This window comes from Bradyrhizobium sp. 197, from assembly GCF_023073375.1.
GTDB lineage: Bacteria > Pseudomonadota > Alphaproteobacteria > Rhizobiales > Xanthobacteraceae > Bradyrhizobium.
In genome coordinates, this window is record NZ_JADPJJ010000168.1 from 33,701 (window position 1) to 52,162 (window position 18,462).

Consider the following 18,462-nt stretch of genomic DNA (forward strand, 5'->3'; position numbering starts at 1 on the left):
GGTGATTCGGGAAAGAAAAATTTGTCGTAAGTTATGCTGGAGCCATGAAATAACAAAGCAGGTTGGCTTTTGAGTCACACTGCTGCGTGCGACGGACAGCGACCAACTGCAGCGGACCGCCCTTCACCCCAGCAATCGTGCGTTTTTTGAGCAGGCCGGCGGGAAAATGCGGAATGCAACCTCGCCGCGCAAACCGCTTCGCGACTCGTTTACATCCCGCCGTGGTCGCAAGCGTCCGCACGCGGAGGCGAACAAAAGGAGTCCGGTGGCTGGTGTGGGACTGATGACCCGGCCATTTTGACTCAAGGCCGTCGAACGAGGGGCCGGAAACGAAATGCCCGGGACTTCAAACGCAGTGCGCGCTTTGCCCGGGCATGATCGCGTTTCAAAAAGGGAACGCGGTGCCGCGCCCTCAGCTTTCGCTGGGTTTCTTCTTCTTGGCCACCTTCGGCGCCGGCTTGGTGGTCTTCTTCGCGGCTTTGGGCGCGATGCTGGTCGGCTTGCCGGCGCGGGGCGCGGCCGCCATGCCGGGCTCCGGTCCAGGCCGGAAGAACGCCCGGCACTCCGGCGAGAGCTGCGACTTCTTCTGGATCATGCAGGCGGTGATGGCGTCGACGTTCGGAACGAAGTCGCCGCACAGCCGCATCGCATCCGGCGTGCAGGCCTGCTGCTCCTCCTGGGAGTAGGCAAAGCCTGCACCCGGGTGGATCAGGACGGCCAGGGCGATCCCCGAGATCGCCGCAGCCATGTATTTCATCATGGATGTTTTAAAGCGGAACGCGGGCATTGATCCCCCAAAATGTCGAGTCGGACGGAATAGTGGGTGAATGGGCGTTCGTTGGCAACCGAGCGGAGATGCGAAAGCCGGGACGTGTGCGGTCTCGGCAACAGGGTGGCCTCGCGAACAAAAACGCGAAAACAACCCCATGCACAGTAGCCAAGTCACGGCGATTGCTGGCATTTCAAATATTAGGATTTAGCGAAATGCAGTTTGACTTGTCGGGCAAAACAGGGGCATCATGTCATCATCACAGCATGTGCGTGGGGTGGTCGGCTTGCTCCTGCGCTGGTCGAAAGCGGGAGCGGATTGCATGGAGCGAAATGAGGCGGACCTGCCGCTGTCGGGCGTGACGGTGGTCTCGCTCGAGCAGGCGATTGCGGCTCCTCTGGCCAGCCGGCATCTTGCGGACTGGGGCGCGCGGGTCATCAAGATCGAGCGGCCGGGCGATGGCGATTTCTGCCGCGACTACGATCACGTGATGAACGGGATGTCGAGCCAGTTCGTCTGGACCAACAGGTCGAAGGAGAGCCTCGCCATCGACATCAAAAGTCCGGACGGCCAGAAGGTGCTCGACGCCTTGCTGCCGCAGGCCGACGTCTTCATTCAGAACCTGGCGCCCGGCGCGGCGGAGCGGCTGGGCCTCGATGCCGCATCGCTCGTGCGGAAATTTCCCCGGATCATCGCCTGCGACGTTTCGGGCTATGGTGCGGGCGGACCCTACAGCAACAAGAAGGCTTACGATCTCCTGGTTCAGTGCGAGGCCGGCGTCCTCGCCATCAACGGTACCGAGGCGGAGCCTGCGAAGGTCGGACTTTCGGTGGTCGACATCGCCACCGGCATGTACATCCTCAACGGCGTGCTGATGGCGCTGTATCGCCGCGAGCGGACCGGCAAGGGCACCGCCTTCCAGGCCTCGCTGTTCGATTCCATCACGGACTGGATGAGCTATCCCGCCTTCTACACCCAGAGTGCGGGCCGGCCTCTGCCGCGAACCGGGGCAAAGCATGCAACGATAGCGCCGTATGGCCCTTTCCGCGTCGGAGACGGCAACACGATCTTCTTCGGCATCCAAAACGACCGGGAATGGCGATCGCTGTGCGCCATTGTCCTTGGCGATGCGGCATTTGCCGACCACCCCCGCTTCCGCACCAATCCGCTGCGCATGCAGAACAGGGACGATCTGCAAACACATATCGAGCAGCGTTTTGCAGCGATGACCAGTGACGAGGTGCTGCGGCTGCTCGACGAGGCCTCGATCGCCAACGCGCATCTGAATTCGGTGGAGGCTTTCCTGGAGCACGAACAGCTCCGCTCCCGCTTCCGGGTGCAAACGGTTGGCTCACCGTGCGGACCGGTGATGAGCTTCCTGCCGGCTCTCACCATTCCAGGCCTGTCGCCCCGGATGGATCCGGTGCCTGGCGTCGGGCAGCACAACCAATCCATCCTCAGCGAACTCGGTCTCGCAAAAGAGACATGACGATGGCCCCTCAGCGGCCGACGCGGGTCTATCTGGCCGTTCCCGCGCATCGCTCCCGTCTCGTCGCCAAGGCAGCTGCCTCGGCCGCGGATGCGGTGTTCATGGACCTCGAGGACGCCGTGCCGCCGTCTGAGAAGAGTGCGGCGCTGGAGGAAGCTGCGCGGTCGCTGTCCTCCCTGGATTGGGGCAACAAGATCGTCGCTGTCAGGATCAACGCCGTCGACAGCCCCTTCATCGCGCAGGAAATCCGCAAGCTCGCTGCGCTCCCCAGGCTGGATTCGGTGATCGTGCCGAAGGCGGAGCGCGCGAGCGACATCGCCGCCATTGCCGATCAGCTGCGCGCGGCCGCGCCCGGTCGCCCTTCGCCTGTGACGCTCGAACTGCTGATCGAGACCGCGCTGGGTCTCGTCAATGTCGACGCGCTCGCCGCCTCGCACCAAAGCATCGCCGCCCTTCATCTCGGCGTCGGCGATTTCGCCGCCTCGATCGGCGCCCGCTCCTCGGAAATCGGCGCGTCGCCGGACGGCTACCGGCACGTGGGCTCCGCCCAGAGCGGCTATGCTTCCGCCCCGCTCGACCTGTTCGCCTATCCGATGATGCGCCTGCTGGTGGCCGCGCGCGCGTTCGGCCTGCGCGCCATCGACGGTCCGTGCGGCGCGTTCCGGGATGCCAGATTGACTGAAAGCAGCGCGCTCAAGGCCGCGGCGATGGGTTTTGACGGCAAGCAGGTGATCCATCCCGACCAGATCGAACCGACGCTGCGGGCGTTCGTCCCGTCCGACACCGAACTGGCGCACGCGCGGCGGGTCGTCGAGGCCATGGCGCAGGCCGAGGCGCAGGGCCAGGGCGCGGTGACACTCGACGGCAAGATGATCGACTATGCCAATGTGCGCATGGCGCGCCGGATTATCGCGTTGGGGTCGTAGGATCGCATGGCCACGATGTTGATCGTCGCGCCGGTGTTTGCGCTGATCGCGGCGGGCTATGCCGCGGTGCTGTTCCGCTTCGTCTCCGAGACCGCGCACAAGGGCATCTCCGAATTCGCCTTCAGCATCGCCATACCTGCGCTGCTGTTCCGCACCATCGTGGTGTCGGAATTTTCCGGCGTCAGCCCGTGGCGGATGTGGGGCGCCTATTACGGCGCGCTCGCGCTCACCTGGATCGCGGCGCTGGCGCTCTCGGCGCTGCTGCGGAAGCGGCGCGAGGATCGCGAGGACGGGGTCGTGTTCGCGATCGGCTCGGTCTACGGCAACATCGTGATGCTCGGCATTCCCCTGACGCTGTCGGCGCTGGGCAATGAGGCCGCGGGGCCGATGGCGCTGATCCTGTCGGTGAACACGCCGCTGCTCTGGCTCTGCGGCACGCTGCAGATGGAGCTGGTCGACCGCAAGCAGACCGCCTCGGCCGCGTCGCTGATCCTGCCGGTGCTGCTGGATCTCTCCCGCAACCCGATCATGCTGGCGATCGGCTTCGGCCTGCTCTGGCGTCTCACCGGCCTTGGCCTGCATCCCGTCGTCGACAGGACCGTCGAGCTACTGGCGCAGGCGGGATCGCCGGCCGCGCTGATCGCGCTCGGCATCAATCTGTTTCGGTTCGAGGTCAAGGGCGAGAAGCTCGGCATCCTCGTGATGTCCGCGTTAAAACTGCTGGCGATGCCGGCGGCCGCGTTCGTGCTCGCAAAGCTGCTCGACCTGCCGCCGCTCGCGGCCGGCGTGGTCGTGCTGTTCGCGGCGATGCCGACCGGCGCCAACGCGTACATCTTCGCGGTTCAGTACCAGCGGCTGGTGAACCCGGTGTCGGGCGCGGTGGCCCTGGGCACGCTGCTGGCGGCGGTGACGCTGCCGGTGGTGGTGTGGGTGGTGGCGCGCTGAACACTTGCACCATGGTTCGGATGGATTTTGCGTTTACACGCAAAGGTCGCTAGTCTGCCCTGACACGTCCTACAGGGAGGGTAACATGGGACAGCGTGAAGAGATGCTGGCATTGATCAGAAGCGCTTACGCCGCACGCGACCGCGGTGACGCCGAGGGCTTGGTGACAGCCTTTCATCCCGAAGGTCTGTTCACCTTGATGGGCGACAAGAGCGCGCTCGAACTGACAGGGAGTATGCAGGGACATCAGACCCTGCGTGGAGCCTTCAGTAAATTGATTGATGAATTCGGCTTCGAAGGTCGCGAAATCCTGGCTGAGCTGGTTGACGGAGATCGTGTTGCTGTCCATTCCCGCGTGGACGTTCGATACCGTCCGACCGGGCAGGCTTCCAGTACCGAGATCCTGGACCTGTTCAGACTTCAGGATGGCAAGATCGTCGAGCTGATCGAGTTTGCGGACACTGCGCAGATCAAGGCGATGATCTCCTGACGTGCGATGAGGTTCTGTTAGTGTCGCCTGACGTTGGTGAGTTTGGTGCACTGTCACAGTAATTCGTGATTGTATGACCTTCAGGTGATGAGCCTGATGACTGCCGAAAGGGCTATTGAACACGCTGGCCCGCGCGCCAGGCCATCTCCCAGAAGTCTGCCTCGAGTCGGGTGGCTTCCTTGAAGATCGCAATCAGCTCTGCCTCGCGGGCCGGCGTGGCGTAGAGATCGGCGAGATGCTCCATATGCGCCCGCGCTTTGGCAGCGACCTCCTGGTACGGCACGCCGGCGTACTCGGCGATCCAGACGCGGTAGGAGTTCGTCGCAGCGTCCGCGAGGGGGAGCGAGGCGAGCCGCGTTGCGATCTCCGCGTACCCGATCACGCAGGGGGCAAGCGCCACCTTGAGAGCCAGCAGGTCGCCGCGCATTCCCGCGTCGAGCACGTAGCGTGTATAGGCCAGCATCTCGGCCGCCGGAGGAGCCTGTTCAAGGTCGGTCGGGGACAGACCCCAATCGGCACAGAGCTTCACATGCAGGTTCATCTCGACGTCGAGGATGGCCGAAAGGCCGGCCGCTGCTTCACGCATGTCGGCAAGTCTGGGCGACTTGTAGACCGCGAGCGCGTAGGCGCGAGCAAACTCGATGAGGAACAGGTAGTCCTGAACGAGGTAGTGACGAAACGCCGCTTCGGGGAGCGAGCCGTCTGCCAATCCGTTCGTGAAAGGGTGCTCGGTGTAAGCCCGCCACTCAACGGATGCTTCTGTCTTGAGACGCTCGAAGAAACTCACGATCTTTTTCGCCTGGCTTGCTTGTCGATGAACGCCTTTGGTTCGCTACCGATAGCGCATTGCGATCCGACGAGCTACGGTGACCGCGCACAAAACTGGCTTTGAGCAGCGTTACCGATAGGGCACTCTCCGCGTCGAGAGTTTTGTGCACCGTCACCGTAACCCCAACGCGTACATCTTTGCGGTTCAGTATCGGCGGCTGGTGAACCCGGTCTCGGGCGCGGTGGCGCTGGGGACGTTGCTGGCGGCCGTCGTTGCCGGTGGTGGTGGTGGCGGGGAGATAGGTTCGCCGTTGGTATCGGTCGCCGTGCCGATTTCTGCCTGAGTGGTGCGGCGGGAGGGGCGGCAGGAGCGGCTACGAGCGTCTTGTTTGGATGAGTATTGGAAGGAACATCGGCCAATGGAACCGCATCGGCTTCTGCGTAGAATGGAAACTTGGCCCGGTCGTCGTCCGACACAGCTTGCTTTCGAGGCACGCGGTTACTCGCTCCACCGAGCGTGGCAAGCAAGGGTCATCGCTTCCTGCGGCGAGGAAGAGACGGATATCCTCAATCGATATTGGGATGACGTCGCTGTGGAAACGATGCAATCGCTTGGACGGGGCGATCCTGACACCAGGAGCTTCATGGTGCAGCCACGCTATCGCTCGCGCCTTCTGGATGAACTTTTTCTCAACAGGGTCGTCGAAGAGCCGTTTCGAGCTCCACCGCTGATGTCGTGCTTGTTTGAGCGCTATAAGAAAATCTACTTCGATGCGGCATTTCGTGAAGGCGAGACTGCTTTTTTCCGCAGTCTCCACAAGCCTGAAAGCGAGCGTCTGGGTATCAGACCGGTCAATTGGTCCGGAAAGAAGCGTGATTTTATTCCGTTTGCGGATGAATTTTGTATCGCGCTCGGATTCAAGCGCCGCCGCAATCGATGGCTGAAGCCAAGTGCAGGCTTTGGTGACACGCTGACTTTTGAAGTTGGGATCGATACGGGGGGAAATCCTTACTGCATCAGGCCGCCGGTAACCTTCAGAATCTACTGCGAGAACGATCCGGAGTTCGCCTTCGAAATCGAAAATTTGGATGTTTTCGATCGGTTGGTTCCGGGCGTCGCCGAATACCGCCGGAAATTCGATAACGACGACCTTTTGCTTGGAGGTAAGGCGTTTATCGAACTGTTCGACGTCATTGCGGAGTCAATGAAGAATGGCTCTGACCAATCCGAGTGAAACCGCAGATTACGGCGACAGTGCACTAATTTATGTCGCCGACGTCCCAGGTACCTTGGCGCAGGTAGCGTCGGCAGGAGCTGCCCAACGTATTGGTGCAAGACTGGGCATTCGAGCCCGACGGTCCTAAGGTCCGTGTGAAGCGCTCGGGGATACCTCACGAGCGGCTGGTGACCTACATGGCGCACCGCAATCCGGGCCGCACCTACATGAACGTGATCGGCCGAGAGTTCAGCTTGAAGCCTCAGCAGCGCAAGGACTTGCAAAAGCTGCTTCGTGACGAGAACTACGGGACCACGGTGGCCCTGAGGTCCATTGGGGTGACGTACGGTTCGGAAGGTAAAGGCAGGGCAGCGAAGAGCTTCCTCGTGAAGGCCGCCTGATCAGCACTGGCCGCACCAAGGTTTCCCATTCGGAGCCTCAGGTGCGGTCCCCTTGCTCAACGTCATCCCAACATCTCTGAGAGGCCTGTGCCGACGCGAGCCGGCCGGCACATCGTGTATTGCTTCTCATGCGCTATTTGTCTTTGTCCCCAACTTTGCTACCTGCTGGCGGAGAAGAGGTCCCATTTTCCAGGCAGACCTTTCAGCTCATAAGATCCCCGCTCAGAAAACTTCAGATCCGTCCCTGCAACAAGATCGGTTACCACCCGCGACACTAGGACTTCGCTGCTTCCGGACTGCGACATCACGCGCGCCGCGGCGTGGACGGCAATACCACCGATATCGCTCCCTCTAACCTCGACCTCACCGCAATGGAGACCGGCACGTACAGGAAGGCCAATACTCTTCGTCTCCTCGCTGAGCGCCAACGCGCAACGTACGGCACGGCCGGGGCCATCGAACGTCGCTAGAATACCGTCCCCCGTACTTTTGACGAGAGTACCGCGATGTTTGCTGATGAGGCGGTTTGTTAGGTCATCGTGGTTGTCCAGAAGGTCGCGCCAGCGTTGATCGCCAATCTGCGCTGCCCGGTTGGTAGAGCCAACGATGTCCGTGAACAATACTGTGGCGAGAATACGTTCGAAGTCTGCGTCCGCCGCCGCTCGGTGCCCGGTCACGAACTCCTCAATATCGCCCGTAACGGTCTCGATATCGCCGGTCCAGAAAGCATGATCTCCCGATGCGTATTCTATGTACTTAGCGCCAGGGATACTTTCCGCGAGTTTTCGACCCAGGATCACCGGGACCTGAGCGTCGGTCGCGCGATGCAGGATTAGGCACGGCGTGCGGAGCGAAGGAAGGATAGGATTGATATCGATACGTCGGTTCGAAAGGATGTATGACTTCAGCGCACCGGGGCTGCTCCCCAACTTCTCAAACTTGGCGATACGCGCGACCGCTTCCGGATTGCCGATATCACTCGCGAACACCCTGCTCAGGAATTGTCCGTTACCCCACCCGTTCACAACCGCGGCTAGCCGCTCTTGGACGACCTCGGGCGCGAGGTTCGCCGACATCAGGTCCGCAATGCGCGCAAGGCCGCCGAACAACACCACTTGCGAGACCCGTTCAGGATAGGTCGTGGCAAACAGCACGCACATGGCCGCGCCCTCCGAAAAGCCGACCAGCACCGCCCGTTTGGAGCCAATCGCGTCCATGATTGCACGCACATCGTCAATTCGCTCCTCAAGCGAAGGAACGTCCGCGAGACGATCAGATAAGCCCTGTCCTCGCTTGTCGAAAGTGACGACCCGCGCGAATTTCGCAAGCCGGCGCAGAAAACGGGTGTAGCCCGGAAGTTCGTGCTGAAAATCGATGTGCGAAATGATGCCCGGCACGAGAATGATATCGACTGGTCCATCGCCCATCACCTGGTAGGCGATACTGAAGTCCCCACTCTGGGCGTACTGGGTTTCGGGCAGAGTAGATGTGTTCATTGCCAACCCCTGCGCTAAGTCCGCAGTATTATTGGACAGTTAAGGGTGAATATCAATCTGATCCCAAACCTGATGACCCTCTCCGACTAGCCTGGACGGCCTCTCACCAGCCACAAGCCAGTCAATGTCCTGCGACGAGGCCCGCGCTCAAGAAGTTCGTGCAGGTGCTTCTGTGCCGACGCGGCCCCCACGCCGCTGAGGGTCAAACTGCGACCTGCCGCGCGGCCTCGGCCTCGTCCGCTCTCGTGCGTTTAGCCGACGCGGCTCTCGCCAGTCCCAGAGCGGCCTTGCGCCGTCATCGGGTTACCTTGGCGCCACGCGTGCGCATAGCAGGTCCCGACGTCTTAGACAGGCGAGACAATGATCGCGTTGGCCGTCGTGAGCTTTCGGGGATCCCCGTGAGCCGTAATGCCCTGCGGGTCGCTCTCGCCAGTTGCACGCCGTAGCGCGAGAGACATGCGATGGTCCCTCTGGGCAAATAGCATCAATCGAGTTTGTATCGAGGAAACTTCTTCAACGCGTCGGCCATAGCTGCCGGGGTCGGCGCGCCGTACTTCCTGCCTTCAGTCGCCTGGGTGTGGCCAGTTATAGCGTCATTCATCTTCTCCGGCATCCCGATCTCGTCAGCGCGCCTTTTGAAACTGTGCCTCCATGCATGATTGGGGCTGAGTTCAGGGTCATTGACGCCCAACCTGCGGACCCATTCGCCGAGGTGGGCTCGGGCGGTGTCGGCGCGCGACCGCGATGGCTTCAGAGGATCCGCGCTCAATCGCTGCGGCGTCCTGTCATTGTAGAACAGCGCACCCTTCCCTACCTGCTTCACCATCTCAATGAAGCCCTGAGCCAACAGATGCTCGTGGATGGGCACAGTGCGAGGCTTTGCTGTCTTGATAGTGCCGGCGTCCGGCGTGAGCTTCATCACGAACAGCCCCTTGCGGTCCTCCACGTCGATGCCCCGCAGCTGCCTGATTTCCCCAGGCCGCGCTCCCGAGTAGGCACACAGCCACGGCACCCAACGGCGCGTTCGCTCAGTAGGCGTGGACGGCTTCCTTATGGTGAGGCTGGCTTTGAGGATGGTACCGGCCTCTGTTTCAGTGAAGCTGCGGCCCTCCTCGCGGGTCTGCACCTTTCTCGGCACGTCCACCCGGACTTCCTTGAATGGGTTTTGCGCAATCCGCTTGTGCTCGCGGGCCCACCCAAATACGCGGCAGGACGAGGAAAGCCACACCTCGCGTACGGTGATTGCCTGACGCGCCTCGGTGATTAGGCCGTGCACCCATTTGCGCGCGGCGTCCTCCGTGATCCCGTTTGCTCCGACGTCAGCAAACTCCCTCTGCATCTCAAGGAAGACGGCCCGCCAACGCGTCACCGTCTTGGGCGCAGGCCTCGTTGCAAGCACGAAGGCCCCGAATAGCTCCCAGCAGCTTACACTCGGCGCGCGTGTGGGTCCGTCTGTGAACGGCGGGAAAGCGTCTGGAGTATCATCGCGCGAGTAATCACCTTTCGCTCGCCTCTCAAGCACCGACAACAGGTTGTCGCAAACAGCGTCCACGAACAGCGCGTAGGCGGTCGCATTCAAGACCTTCCCCTCGCTGGCGAGGAAAGTCGCTGTGCGTGCCAGCTCAGTCACATGCGGTCGCACCGCGTCACGGACCTCGGGCGCCTTCTCCCAATCGCAATGCGGGTCTGAGCTGGGGTCTTCCTCGTAACTGTCAGGAGCCTCATTCCGCAGCACATCCCAAACGAAGTAGTTGGCCGTTTCTCGCCAACGCTTCGCCGGCCCGGGATCATCCGCATGCTGCTTCACGAACCAGTTGTACCAGCGGCCTGCAAGCGCGATTGCGTTGAGCTTGGTGAGCGGCTGGCCCTCGCCATTCCGATGGGCGCGAAGAGTGGCAATGCGTGTTTCGACGTCAGCGGCCCATTCACCAAGGCGAGCCTTGGTCTCATGCCGTGGCGTGTCAGCGGGGAGCTTCAAGTGGGCCTCACGCTTCGTGCCGTATAGGCGCAGGTACTCCTCTCGGACATCCTCGGGGATGACTTTTCGCGCGAACCACCGATTGTCTGAAAGCCGGTTTAGCGCGACCATTCGCAATGCCATTTGTGCAGCCTTTTGTATTTTGGCAGCGCAAATACGCGAGGTCTATCAGTAAGATGCCGGGATTGCAGTACAATTGCGTAACTTGGTACAGTTGGGTGGGCTCGAACCACCGACCTCCTGTTCCACAGACAGGCGCTCTAACCAACTGAGCTACAACTGCATCCTTGCGAGCCGCGCCTCTGGGCGCCCTGAAAGGGCCGTGACCTAAGGGGGCTGGACGGGGCGGAAACTAGGTGCAATGGGCGTTTTTGGCAAGGCCGCAAGACCCCCAAATCGTCCGCTCGGCGACGTTATTTCCAAAGCAAAACCCGGGCTCTAGGCCCGGGTTTCTTAACTCAAACGACCCAATGCGCTTAGGCGGCGGGCGTGTAGAGCTTGGCGGCGCTGGCCTTGATCGGCTCGGCGGTCGCGGCGGCGACGCGCTGGGTCAGCTCGACCAGCTCCTTGGCCTGGGACTGGAAGGTCTCGAACTGGGTGCGGGTGTGGCCGGTCCACAGCTGCAGCGCTTCGGCCGGCGACTTGAGGCTGAACAGCTGCTGGGCGAAGTCGAGCTGGGCGCTGGTGTTGGCCTTCATGAACTCCACCAGCTTGGCGGTGTACTCGCTCGCGCCCTTGTTGGCGGAGGTGAACACGGCCTCGACGGTGCCGTTGTGGGTCTCGGCGGCGTCCTTGAACTTGGCGTAGCTCTCGCGGGCCTGCGACACGCCCTTTTCGGCGAACGCGCGCATCTGCTCGGGGACCTCGAACGGAATGATCGAGGCAGAAAACGGATCAGTCGCACCTGTCATGGTTATCCCTCACACTAATGAAAAAAACGGAGTGAGCCTTCTGGCGCGCCCGCCGGCCAACCGGGGCCATGTGTTGGCGGGTACGAAGACTGGAAACGCGAAACGAATGATGGCTCGCCCAGCGCCCGGACCATGCCTGCCTAAGATGTCAACATTGTGCAACGCAACGGGTTGGGAGGGTGCATTGCGAAATTTAATCTCGGTAAACATGAGGTTCCCGGACGGCGGAACCCTCGGTTGAGGTATTTGGGCGGCAATTTGAGCGCGCGCCTCGTCCTTCGAGACGACCGCTGCGCGGTCTCCTCAGGATGAGGCTGGGCGGCATGGGTGCCCGGAGGAGCCGCCAACAAGCGGGCGTCGCGAAGGATGGGGATGCAAGCGAGCAGCGGCTTGCGGGGTCAGCCACATTAAGGTTATCGCGGCTTTGGGCCGCCGCCAGGGACCGGCGCCGTGGACCTGCCCGCGCCGGCGCGCGATACTAACCCTTTCTTAAGGCTGTCATTCCCGGCAGCCTTGCACCCTGATGCTGACAAGCGAGACGCGAAGCCGGTCGGATGACGAGTTCGGATTTCCAGTTGCGAGGTGTGGGCGATCCCCGGCTGGCCGTGCACGCGACCTCCCCGCTGCCCGCCTGGCTCTGGTCGACCGACGGCACGCGCGTGCTCTGGGCCAATCCGGTCGGCGCAAAGCTGTTTGGCGCGGCCAATGCCACTGCGCTGGCGGACAAGGCCTTCGGGCCCGCCGACAGCCACCGCCGCCAGGTCGTCCGGCTTGCCGGCCGGCTGCCTCCGAACGGAGCCATCCGGCTCGAACGGCTGCGCGGCTTCGGCGCGCGGCTCGGCACCCTGATGACCTGCGCCTGCGCGCGGCTCGACTTCGCCGATGGCGGCCGCGCGGTGCTCGTCACCGCGATGGACCCCGGCTTACACACCATGCCGCTGGTCGAGCGCCTGCTTCGTCTCGTCAATAACGCCAAGGTGCCGATGGCGGCGTTCGCGCCCGACGGCCTGTTCGTCGGCGCCAGCGAGACCGCCCGTCCCCTGCTCGGCTTCCGCGATCTCACTGATGCCGGCCTCGACCAGGCGCGCAGCGATGCGCTTCGCCAGGGCCGCGCCGAGACGCCGATCGGCATCGGCCAGATGGTGCTGCAACGGGTCGGCAGCGGGGCCGATGTCGGCCTGGTCGCGCTGATCGAGCCTGCCGCGACGGCGGAGGCGGATGCTGCGCCCGAAACCAAAGAAGACATCGCACGCGAGGAGATCGCTCAGCCCGAGGCTGCGCCGCCCGCGCCTCCAGCCGCTGTACCAGCGCATGTGCAAATTGCGCTGCCGAACGAGGCTCCATCCGAATTCGCGCTGTTCGACGCCTTTGCCGAGCCCGTCGAAGCGCCGGAAGCAACCGGGACGAACGCGCACGAACCGCCTTTGAGCGAGCCGACGACAGAGATCGCCACGATCCAGGAAGCGGTCGAGGAAGCCGTCGCCGAAGCCGCGTGCAAGACTCCGGTTGACAAGACTCCGGTTGAAAAGACTCCGGTTGAAAACTCGCCAGAGGCCATCGTGTCGCCGCAGGCCGCGCCGATCACGTCACACATGGTCGAGCCGCCATCGGGCCACGAAGAGCCGCCCGCACCACGTCAGCATCCGCTGCGCTTTCTCTGGCAGATGGATGCAGAGGGCCGCTTTGTGCTCGCAACCAGCGAGTTCATCCGCCTGATCGGCGCGCACACGGCCGCCGGCTTCGGCCGCCCGTGGCGCGAGATCGCCGAGGAGTTCTCGCTCGATCCTGAAAGCCGCGTGGCGCAGGCGCTCGCAAGCGAGGACACCTGGGCCGGGATCACCGTGAACTGGCCGGCCGATGGCGGCGAGCATCTGCCGGTCGAGCTTGCAGGGCTGCCCGTCTATGACGGCGCGCGCAATTTCGCGGGCTTCAAGGGATTTGGCGTCTGCCGCGATGTCGACGGCCTCAACCGGCTCGAGGCGCTCAGGCGTTTCGAGCTGCTGGCCGAACCGCCGGCGCCGCAAAGCCTGTCCGCCGACGTGGTCGAGCCCGAGCCCGAAGCCAAGTCTGAACCGGAGGCACCGCCGCCGCCGATCGAGCCGCCTGAGCCTGAAGCTGAACTGCCCCAACCCACAACCGCAGCGAATTCACACCCAACCGATCCGGAAACGCCAGTGGAAACGCCTCCCAATGTCCTGCCGTTCCGAGCGCCCGGCGACACCAGATCGCCGACGCTGACGCCGGTCGAGAACAGCGCGTTCAACGAGCTGGCCCGGCAATTGTCCGAGCGCCTCGAACGCGACAAGGAAACCATCGCGGCTTCGTCCGAGCCGCCGGCGGCAGAGATCACGCCCGAACCGCCGACGCCGGAGACGGAAGCCCCACACGCACCGGCCGAATGGTTGAACGAACCCGCGCCGCCCGCGCAAGGCCACAGCACGCGCGACCGCGCGCTGCTCGACCTGCTGCCGACGGGCATACTGATCTATCGGCTCGACCGCCTGCTCTACGCCAACCCCGCCTTCCTCGCGCGCATGGGCTATGCCGGCCTGAGCGCACTGGAGAACGCCGGCGGGCTCGACGCGCTTTATGTCGAGCCGGGCGTGTCCGCGGCCAGCAGCACATCGCAAGGCGGCACGCCTGTTACGATCAGCGCGACGCTCGCCAATGGCGAAGCGCCGCTTCCAACCACCGAGGCGCATCTGCACACGATCGACTGGGACGGCGAGAGCGCACACGCGCTGATCTGCGGGCTGCCCAATCCTGCCCCTGTCGTGGCCGCACCTGTTGCCGCGGCGCCTGTCGTCGTCGAAACCATCGTCCCGGAGTCCTTCCCCTTCGCGCCCGAGCCCGAGGCTGGCGATGCGGCCGCGGAAGATCTCGCCGCGATCCTCGACACCACGGCCGAGGGCGTCGTCATGTTCGACGCCGAGGGCAACATCCACGCCTGCAACCGCAGCGCCGAGGCGCTGTTCGGCTATGACGGCGAGACGCTGATGCAGCAGAATCTGGTGACGCTGTTTGCACCGGAGAGCCAGCATGTCGTCGTCGACTATCTCGAAAACCTCAAGAGCCAGGACATCGCGAGCCTGCTCGACCACGGCCGCGAGGTGCTGGGGCGCGAGAAGAAGGGCGGCGTCATTCCGCTCGCGATGATCATGGGCCGCACCAGGCCCGACGGCCCGAACTTCTTTGCCGTGTTCCGCGACCTCTCGCACAGCAAGCAGGGCGAGAGCGAGCTGACGCAGGCCCGCCGCCTCGTCGACGGCGCGGCGAATGCCAAGGCCGACATGCTGGCGCGGATCAGCCACGAGATCCGCACGCCGCTCAACGCCATCATCGGCTTTTCCGAGGTGATGATCTCCGAACGTTTCGGCACGCTCGGCAACGAGCGCTACGGCGAGTACATGAAGGACATCCGCGCATCCGGCGAGCGCGTCATCGCCATCATCGACGATCTGCTCGAGCTGTCGCGGATCGAGACCGGCAAGCTCGACCTCAACTTCGCCAATCTCAACCTCAATGACCTCGTCGAAGCCTGCGTGGTCGTGATGCAGCCGCAGGCCAACCGCGAGCGCATCATCATCCGCACCTCGCTCGGCCACGCGCTGCCGCAGGTGAGCGTGGATGCGCGCGCGATGCGGCAGATCACCATGAACCTGATCTCGAACTCGATCCGGCTTGCCAGCGCCGGCGGCCAGGTCATCGTCTCGACGGCGCTGTCCGACCGCGGCGAGGTCGCCCTTCGCATCCGCGACACCGGCCATGGCCTCACCGAGCGCGAAGTCGCCGCCGCGATGGAGCCGTTCCGCACCCCGCCACCTGGCGATGCCGAAGACAATTCGGCGCTCAGCCTGTCGCTGACCAAGGCCCTGGTCGAAGCCAACCGCGCCCGGTTCAACATCAAGAGCGCGGCGAACTCCGGCTCGCTGATCGAAGTGGTGTTCGCACCGGCGCTGGCGAAGGCGTGAACGGCGTAGTCAGGGTGAGTCAAGCGACACCCGGGAAAGGTCCCGCATATCGCTCCGCTCATGCGGGCTACGCGGAGGCGCGCGCCGCGGATTCGCCGAACCATCGCGATGCGGCCTGAGCAGCTTCCTCCTCGTCGGCCGCACCGTCACTGGCCCACGCGACAAAACCATCGGGGCGCACCAGCACGGCGCTCAGGCCCAGCCTATCCCTGGCGTCATCAGCGACGTAGTCGATCCGACCACTCCAGCGGCTCGCAAGCGCTTGAAGCGGAGATCGAGCGTCAAAATCCAGCAATAGACCTTTCGCCGTCCGGAGGCGTTCTCCGACCGTCGTTCCATCGAGCAATTCGAAATCGGGAACACTGCGGCCCACAAGCGGATGGCTGCCGCCGGGATCGTAGCGGAGCGAAACGCCGCGCACGCGTTCGGCGAAATAGCTCGCACCGTCCCGGGTCTCGATCAGATCGCGCATGATGGCCTGGAGCGCGCGCGTGCTCGGCGTCGGCCGCATGATCGCGACCTGCGCGCGCGACCAGTCGAGGATCTGCGCGCCGACAGGATGCCGCTCACGCGAATAGGTATCGAGGAGATCGGCGGGTGCATCTCCGCGGATCGCAGCCGTCAGCTTCCAGCCCAGATTCATCGCATCGCCGAGACCGAGATTGAGGCCTTGGCCGCCGAGCGGCGAGTGGATGTGGGCGGAGTCGCCGGCCAGGAGCACGCGCCCCTTGCGATATGTCGTGGCCTGATAGGCCCGATCCGTCCAGGTGGCGGCAAGCCGAAGCGCTGTGATGGTGACGTCCGTGCAGGAGACTCGTCGCAGGACCTTCTGCACATGCTCGGGTGTGATCGGCTCGGTCCGGTGGAAGGCACCACCGTCGAAATCGACCATCGCGATCGTCCCTCGCTGCGCATAGGTATACACGCCCGTCGGCGTGTAGTTGCGGCCCAGGCTTAGCTTATCCGGATCGGCCAGCTCGACTTCGACGGAATAGCCTGTGAATTCGGGGTCGGTGCCGACGAAGTCGAAGCCTCTCATCTTCCGCACCGTGCTGCGGCCGCCGTCGCAACCGACGAGCCAGCGTCCCCGGAAGGTCTCGCCGGCCGCCTGCACCGTTACGTCTTCGTCTGAAGCAGCAACGGCATCGACGCCGAAGCCGCGCCGGATCTCGACGCCCAGGCGGGATGCGCGCGCGGCCAGAACGGATTCGAGAGTTTCCATATCGACCGCGACGCCGGCATCGGCCGGCGTCGGCAGACGCCAGGGCCACTTCGCGACATCGATGTTGTCCTGATAGAACTGGATGCCGGCGAAATGACCTGCGGGCCGTCGCGTCTGCTGCATCCAATGGGCAGCGGACTTGATGGCGCCGGAGGCAAGGCGTTGCGCGGCCTCGATATCCTCCAGCAAGCCACGTCGGTGGAACGCCTCGAGTGTGGGGATCGAAAGGCCGCGCAGGCCGAACGGGAGTTGCTTCAGCGCCGAATGCGGGTCTTGCGATTGCTCCAGCACCAGGACCTGGAGACCGGCGAGCCGCAACTCGCACGCGAGAAACAGGCCGACGGGGCCGGCACCCGCAATGACGACGTCGTATGGACTAGAGGATTGCAGATTTGACGATTGAGTTTGCATGAGACGCTCCTGTGGTCGATGTTCGACCGGAGCGTTCCCTGGGCTCGAGAATCACACGGACGAACGATGGGGCGCCTTGGCGGCGTCCGATGTTCGTCGTGGGGATCTCGTGCACAAGGCCAAAGACCAGAGCTTTCGTTACCGAAAGGACTTGGGCTCACCAGACCAAGTCTGCCTTTTCCGACACAAGCTATATAGTTTCGTGGCGATCGACGCGCAACGAAAAAGGCACGGCGCTTGCGGCGCGGTGCCCTTCGCATTCATGTCGCTTGATCTCAGCTATAGATCTCGAACAGGCCCGCGCCGCCCTGGCCGCCGCCGATGCACATCGTCACGACGCCCCACTTGGCCTTGCGGCGCGCGCCTTCCTGCAGCAGATGGCCGGTGAGCCGCGCGCCGGTCATGCCGAAGGGATGGCCGATCGCGATCGAGCCGCCATTGACGTTGTACTTGGCGGGATCGATGCCGAGCTTGTCGCGCGAGTAGAGGCACTGGCTGGCGAACGCCTCGTTGAGCTCCCACAGATCGATGTCGTCGATCTTCAGGCCGGTGCGCTTGAGCAGCTTCGGGATCGCGAACACCGGGCCGATGCCCATCTCGTCGGGCTCGCAACCGGCGGTCGCCCAGGCGACGAAGCGGCCGAGCGGCTTCAGGCCGCGCTTCTCGGCGTCTTTGGCTTCCATCAGCACCACGGCAGCAGCGCCGTCCGAGAGCTGGCTGGCATTGCCGGCGGTGACGGACTTGCCAGGGCCCTTCACCGGCTCGAGCTTGGCGAGACCTTCCAGCGTGGTCTCGGGGCGATTGCACTCGTCGCGATCGACGACGTAGTCGACGATGCTCTCCGCTTTGGTCTGCTTGTCGACGACCTTCATCCTGGTCTTCATCGGGACGATCTCGTCCTTGTATTTTCCCGCCTGCTGGGACGCCGCCATGCGGCGCTGCGATTCCAGCGAGAACTCGTCCTGGTATTCGCGGCTGAGCTTGTAGCGCTCGGCGACGATGTCGGCGGTGTCGATCATCGCCATGAAGATGTCAGGCGCGACCTTGAGCAATTCCGGATCGATCGTCTCCTTCGGCGTCCCGCCGCCCGGCATCGAGATGCTTTCGACGCCGCCGGCGACGATGCAATCGGCGCCGTCGGAGCGGATCGAGTTGGCGGCCATCGCAATGGTCTGCAGCCCCGACGAGCAGAAGCGGTTCACCGAGACGCCGGCGGTGGTCGTCGGCAGGCCGGCGAGCAGCGCGGCCTGGCGGCCGATGTTCGGCGCGCCGTGGGCGCAATTGCCGAGATAGCAATCCTCGACATAGTCCTTCTCGACGCCGGCGCGGTCGACCGCGTGCTGGATGGCGTGGGCCGCCAGCGACATCGGCGGCGTGATGTTGAACCCGCCGCGTCCGGATTTTGCGAGGCCCGTGCGTGCATAGGAAACGATGACGGCTTCACGCATTGTTTTCTCCCTTTTCGAAC

Annotated in this window: 14 protein-coding genes, 1 tRNA gene and 1 pseudogene; 8 read left to right on the plus strand and 8 right to left on the minus strand. The window is 63.5% G+C overall.

Translation table 11 applies throughout. From position 1 onward, the window contains the following. Positions 1–412 precede the first annotated feature (412 nt). Positions 413–787, minus strand: a complete 375-nt coding sequence (locus IVB27_RS37375; RefSeq protein WP_247447619.1) for a hypothetical protein — start codon at positions 785–787, stop codon at positions 413–415. A gap of 304 nt (positions 788–1,091) precedes the next feature. Between IVB27_RS37375 and IVB27_RS37380 the strand changes: the two genes are divergently transcribed. The 4 genes from IVB27_RS37380 to IVB27_RS37395 all read left to right on the plus strand — a co-directional run bounded on the left by IVB27_RS37380 (position 1,092) and on the right by IVB27_RS37395 (position 4,619). Further along, positions 1,092–2,258: a CaiB/BaiF CoA transferase family protein gene (locus IVB27_RS37380; RefSeq protein WP_247447620.1), complete on the plus strand. Its 1,167-nt coding sequence runs from the start codon at positions 1,092–1,094 to the stop codon at positions 2,256–2,258. A gap of 2 nt (positions 2,259–2,260) precedes the next feature. Beyond that, positions 2,261–3,184 carry an HpcH/HpaI aldolase/citrate lyase family protein gene (locus tag IVB27_RS37385; protein WP_247447621.1) on the plus strand — a complete coding sequence of 308 codons (924 nt, stop codon included), beginning with the start codon at positions 2,261–2,263 and terminating at the stop codon, positions 3,182–3,184. 6 nt (positions 3,185–3,190) lie between these two features. After that, positions 3,191–4,129, plus strand: a complete 939-nt coding sequence (locus IVB27_RS37390; protein ID WP_247447622.1) for an AEC family transporter — start codon at positions 3,191–3,193, stop codon at positions 4,127–4,129. Positions 4,130–4,214: 85 nt separating this feature from the next. Then, on the plus strand, positions 4,215–4,619 hold the full coding sequence (locus tag IVB27_RS37395; RefSeq protein ID WP_247447623.1) for a nuclear transport factor 2 family protein: 405 nt from the start codon (positions 4,215–4,217) through the stop codon (positions 4,617–4,619). A 112-nt stretch (positions 4,620–4,731) separates the two neighbouring features. Here IVB27_RS37395 and tenA read toward each other — a convergent pair whose 3' ends face one another. Continuing rightward, positions 4,732–5,406 (minus strand): thiaminase II, encoded by a 675-nt coding sequence (gene tenA, locus IVB27_RS37400; RefSeq protein WP_247447624.1) that lies wholly within the window; start codon positions 5,404–5,406, stop codon positions 4,732–4,734. A 166-nt stretch (positions 5,407–5,572) separates the two neighbouring features. Between tenA and IVB27_RS43915 the strand changes: the two are divergent. The 3 genes and pseudogenes from IVB27_RS43915 to IVB27_RS37410 all read left to right on the plus strand — a co-directional run. Then, positions 5,573–5,690, plus strand: a pseudogene (locus tag IVB27_RS43915) (AEC family transporter); the annotation flags it as partial. 116 nt (positions 5,691–5,806) lie between these two features. Then, positions 5,807–6,622, plus strand: a complete 816-nt coding sequence (locus IVB27_RS37405) for a hypothetical protein (protein ID WP_247447625.1) — start codon at positions 5,807–5,809, stop codon at positions 6,620–6,622. A 170-nt stretch (positions 6,623–6,792) separates the two neighbouring features. Then, the gene (locus IVB27_RS37410; RefSeq protein WP_247447626.1) at positions 6,793–7,005 is read left to right on the plus strand and encodes a hypothetical protein; all 213 of its coding nucleotides are present in this window, start codon (positions 6,793–6,795) and stop codon (positions 7,003–7,005) included. Positions 7,006–7,163: 158 nt separating this feature from the next. Here the strand turns inward: IVB27_RS37410 and IVB27_RS37415 are convergent, their stop codons facing one another. From IVB27_RS37415 to IVB27_RS37430, 4 genes are all read right to left on the minus strand, one after another. Then, on the minus strand, positions 7,164–8,501 hold the full coding sequence (locus tag IVB27_RS37415) for an adenylate/guanylate cyclase domain-containing protein (protein WP_247447627.1): 1,338 nt from the start codon (positions 8,499–8,501) through the stop codon (positions 7,164–7,166). Between the two features lie 484 nt (positions 8,502–8,985). Beyond that, a complete protein-coding gene (locus tag IVB27_RS37420) occupies positions 8,986–10,602 on the minus strand; it encodes a tyrosine-type recombinase/integrase (protein WP_247447628.1) in 1,617 nt (538 codons plus the stop codon). Positions 10,603–10,685: 83 nt separating this feature from the next. Then, positions 10,686–10,762, minus strand: a tRNA-His gene (locus IVB27_RS37425). A 193-nt stretch (positions 10,763–10,955) separates the two neighbouring features. Continuing rightward, positions 10,956–11,390, minus strand: a complete 435-nt coding sequence (locus IVB27_RS37430; protein WP_247447629.1) for a phasin — start codon at positions 11,388–11,390, stop codon at positions 10,956–10,958. Between the two features lie 554 nt (positions 11,391–11,944). Between IVB27_RS37430 and IVB27_RS37435 the strand changes: the two genes are divergently transcribed. Further along, positions 11,945–15,361, plus strand: coding sequence for a PAS domain-containing sensor histidine kinase (locus tag IVB27_RS37435; RefSeq protein WP_247447630.1), 3,417 nt, complete (start codon positions 11,945–11,947; stop codon positions 15,359–15,361). Positions 15,362–15,428: 67 nt separating this feature from the next. On the opposite strand, the gene IVB27_RS37440 is transcribed toward IVB27_RS37435, so the two are convergent. Together IVB27_RS37440 and IVB27_RS37445 are read right to left on the minus strand one after the other, a co-directional pair. After that, a complete protein-coding gene (locus tag IVB27_RS37440) occupies positions 15,429–16,994 on the minus strand; it encodes an FAD-dependent oxidoreductase (protein WP_247447631.1) in 1,566 nt (521 codons plus the stop codon). Positions 16,995–17,269: 275 nt separating this feature from the next. Next, the gene (locus IVB27_RS37445) at positions 17,270–18,442 is read right to left on the minus strand and encodes a thiolase family protein (protein ID WP_247447632.1); all 1,173 of its coding nucleotides are present in this window, start codon (positions 18,440–18,442) and stop codon (positions 17,270–17,272) included. Positions 18,443–18,462 lie beyond the last annotated feature (20 nt).

Excerpts from the sequence above, each read along its gene's own strand:
- IVB27_RS37405 (WP_247447625.1), top strand. The coding sequence starts at position 5,807 with ATGGAACCGCATCGGCTTCTGCGTAGAATGGAAACTTGGCCCGGTCGT.
- IVB27_RS37375 (WP_247447619.1), bottom strand. The coding sequence starts at position 787 with ATGCCCGCGTTCCGCTTTAAAACATCCATGATGAAATACATGGCTGCG.
- IVB27_RS37385 (WP_247447621.1), top strand. The coding sequence starts at position 2,261 with ATGGCCCCTCAGCGGCCGACGCGGGTCTATCTGGCCGTTCCCGCGCAT.
- IVB27_RS37435 (WP_247447630.1), top strand. The coding sequence starts at position 11,945 with ATGACGAGTTCGGATTTCCAGTTGCGAGGTGTGGGCGATCCCCGGCTG.
- IVB27_RS37430 (WP_247447629.1), bottom strand. The coding sequence starts at position 11,390 with ATGACAGGTGCGACTGATCCGTTTTCTGCCTCGATCATTCCGTTCGAG.
- IVB27_RS37380 (WP_247447620.1), top strand. The coding sequence starts at position 1,092 with ATGGAGCGAAATGAGGCGGACCTGCCGCTGTCGGGCGTGACGGTGGTC.
- IVB27_RS37420 (WP_247447628.1), bottom strand. The coding sequence starts at position 10,602 with ATGGCATTGCGAATGGTCGCGCTAAACCGGCTTTCAGACAATCGGTGG.
- IVB27_RS37415 (WP_247447627.1), bottom strand. The coding sequence starts at position 8,501 with ATGAACACATCTACTCTGCCCGAAACCCAGTACGCCCAGAGTGGGGAC.
- IVB27_RS37395 (WP_247447623.1), top strand. The coding sequence starts at position 4,215 with ATGGGACAGCGTGAAGAGATGCTGGCATTGATCAGAAGCGCTTACGCC.
- IVB27_RS37445 (WP_247447632.1), bottom strand. The coding sequence starts at position 18,442 with ATGCGTGAAGCCGTCATCGTTTCCTATGCACGCACGGGCCTCGCAAAA.
- IVB27_RS37440 (WP_247447631.1), bottom strand. The coding sequence starts at position 16,994 with ATGCAAACTCAATCGTCAAATCTGCAATCCTCTAGTCCATACGACGTC.
- IVB27_RS37390 (WP_247447622.1), top strand. The coding sequence starts at position 3,191 with ATGGCCACGATGTTGATCGTCGCGCCGGTGTTTGCGCTGATCGCGGCG.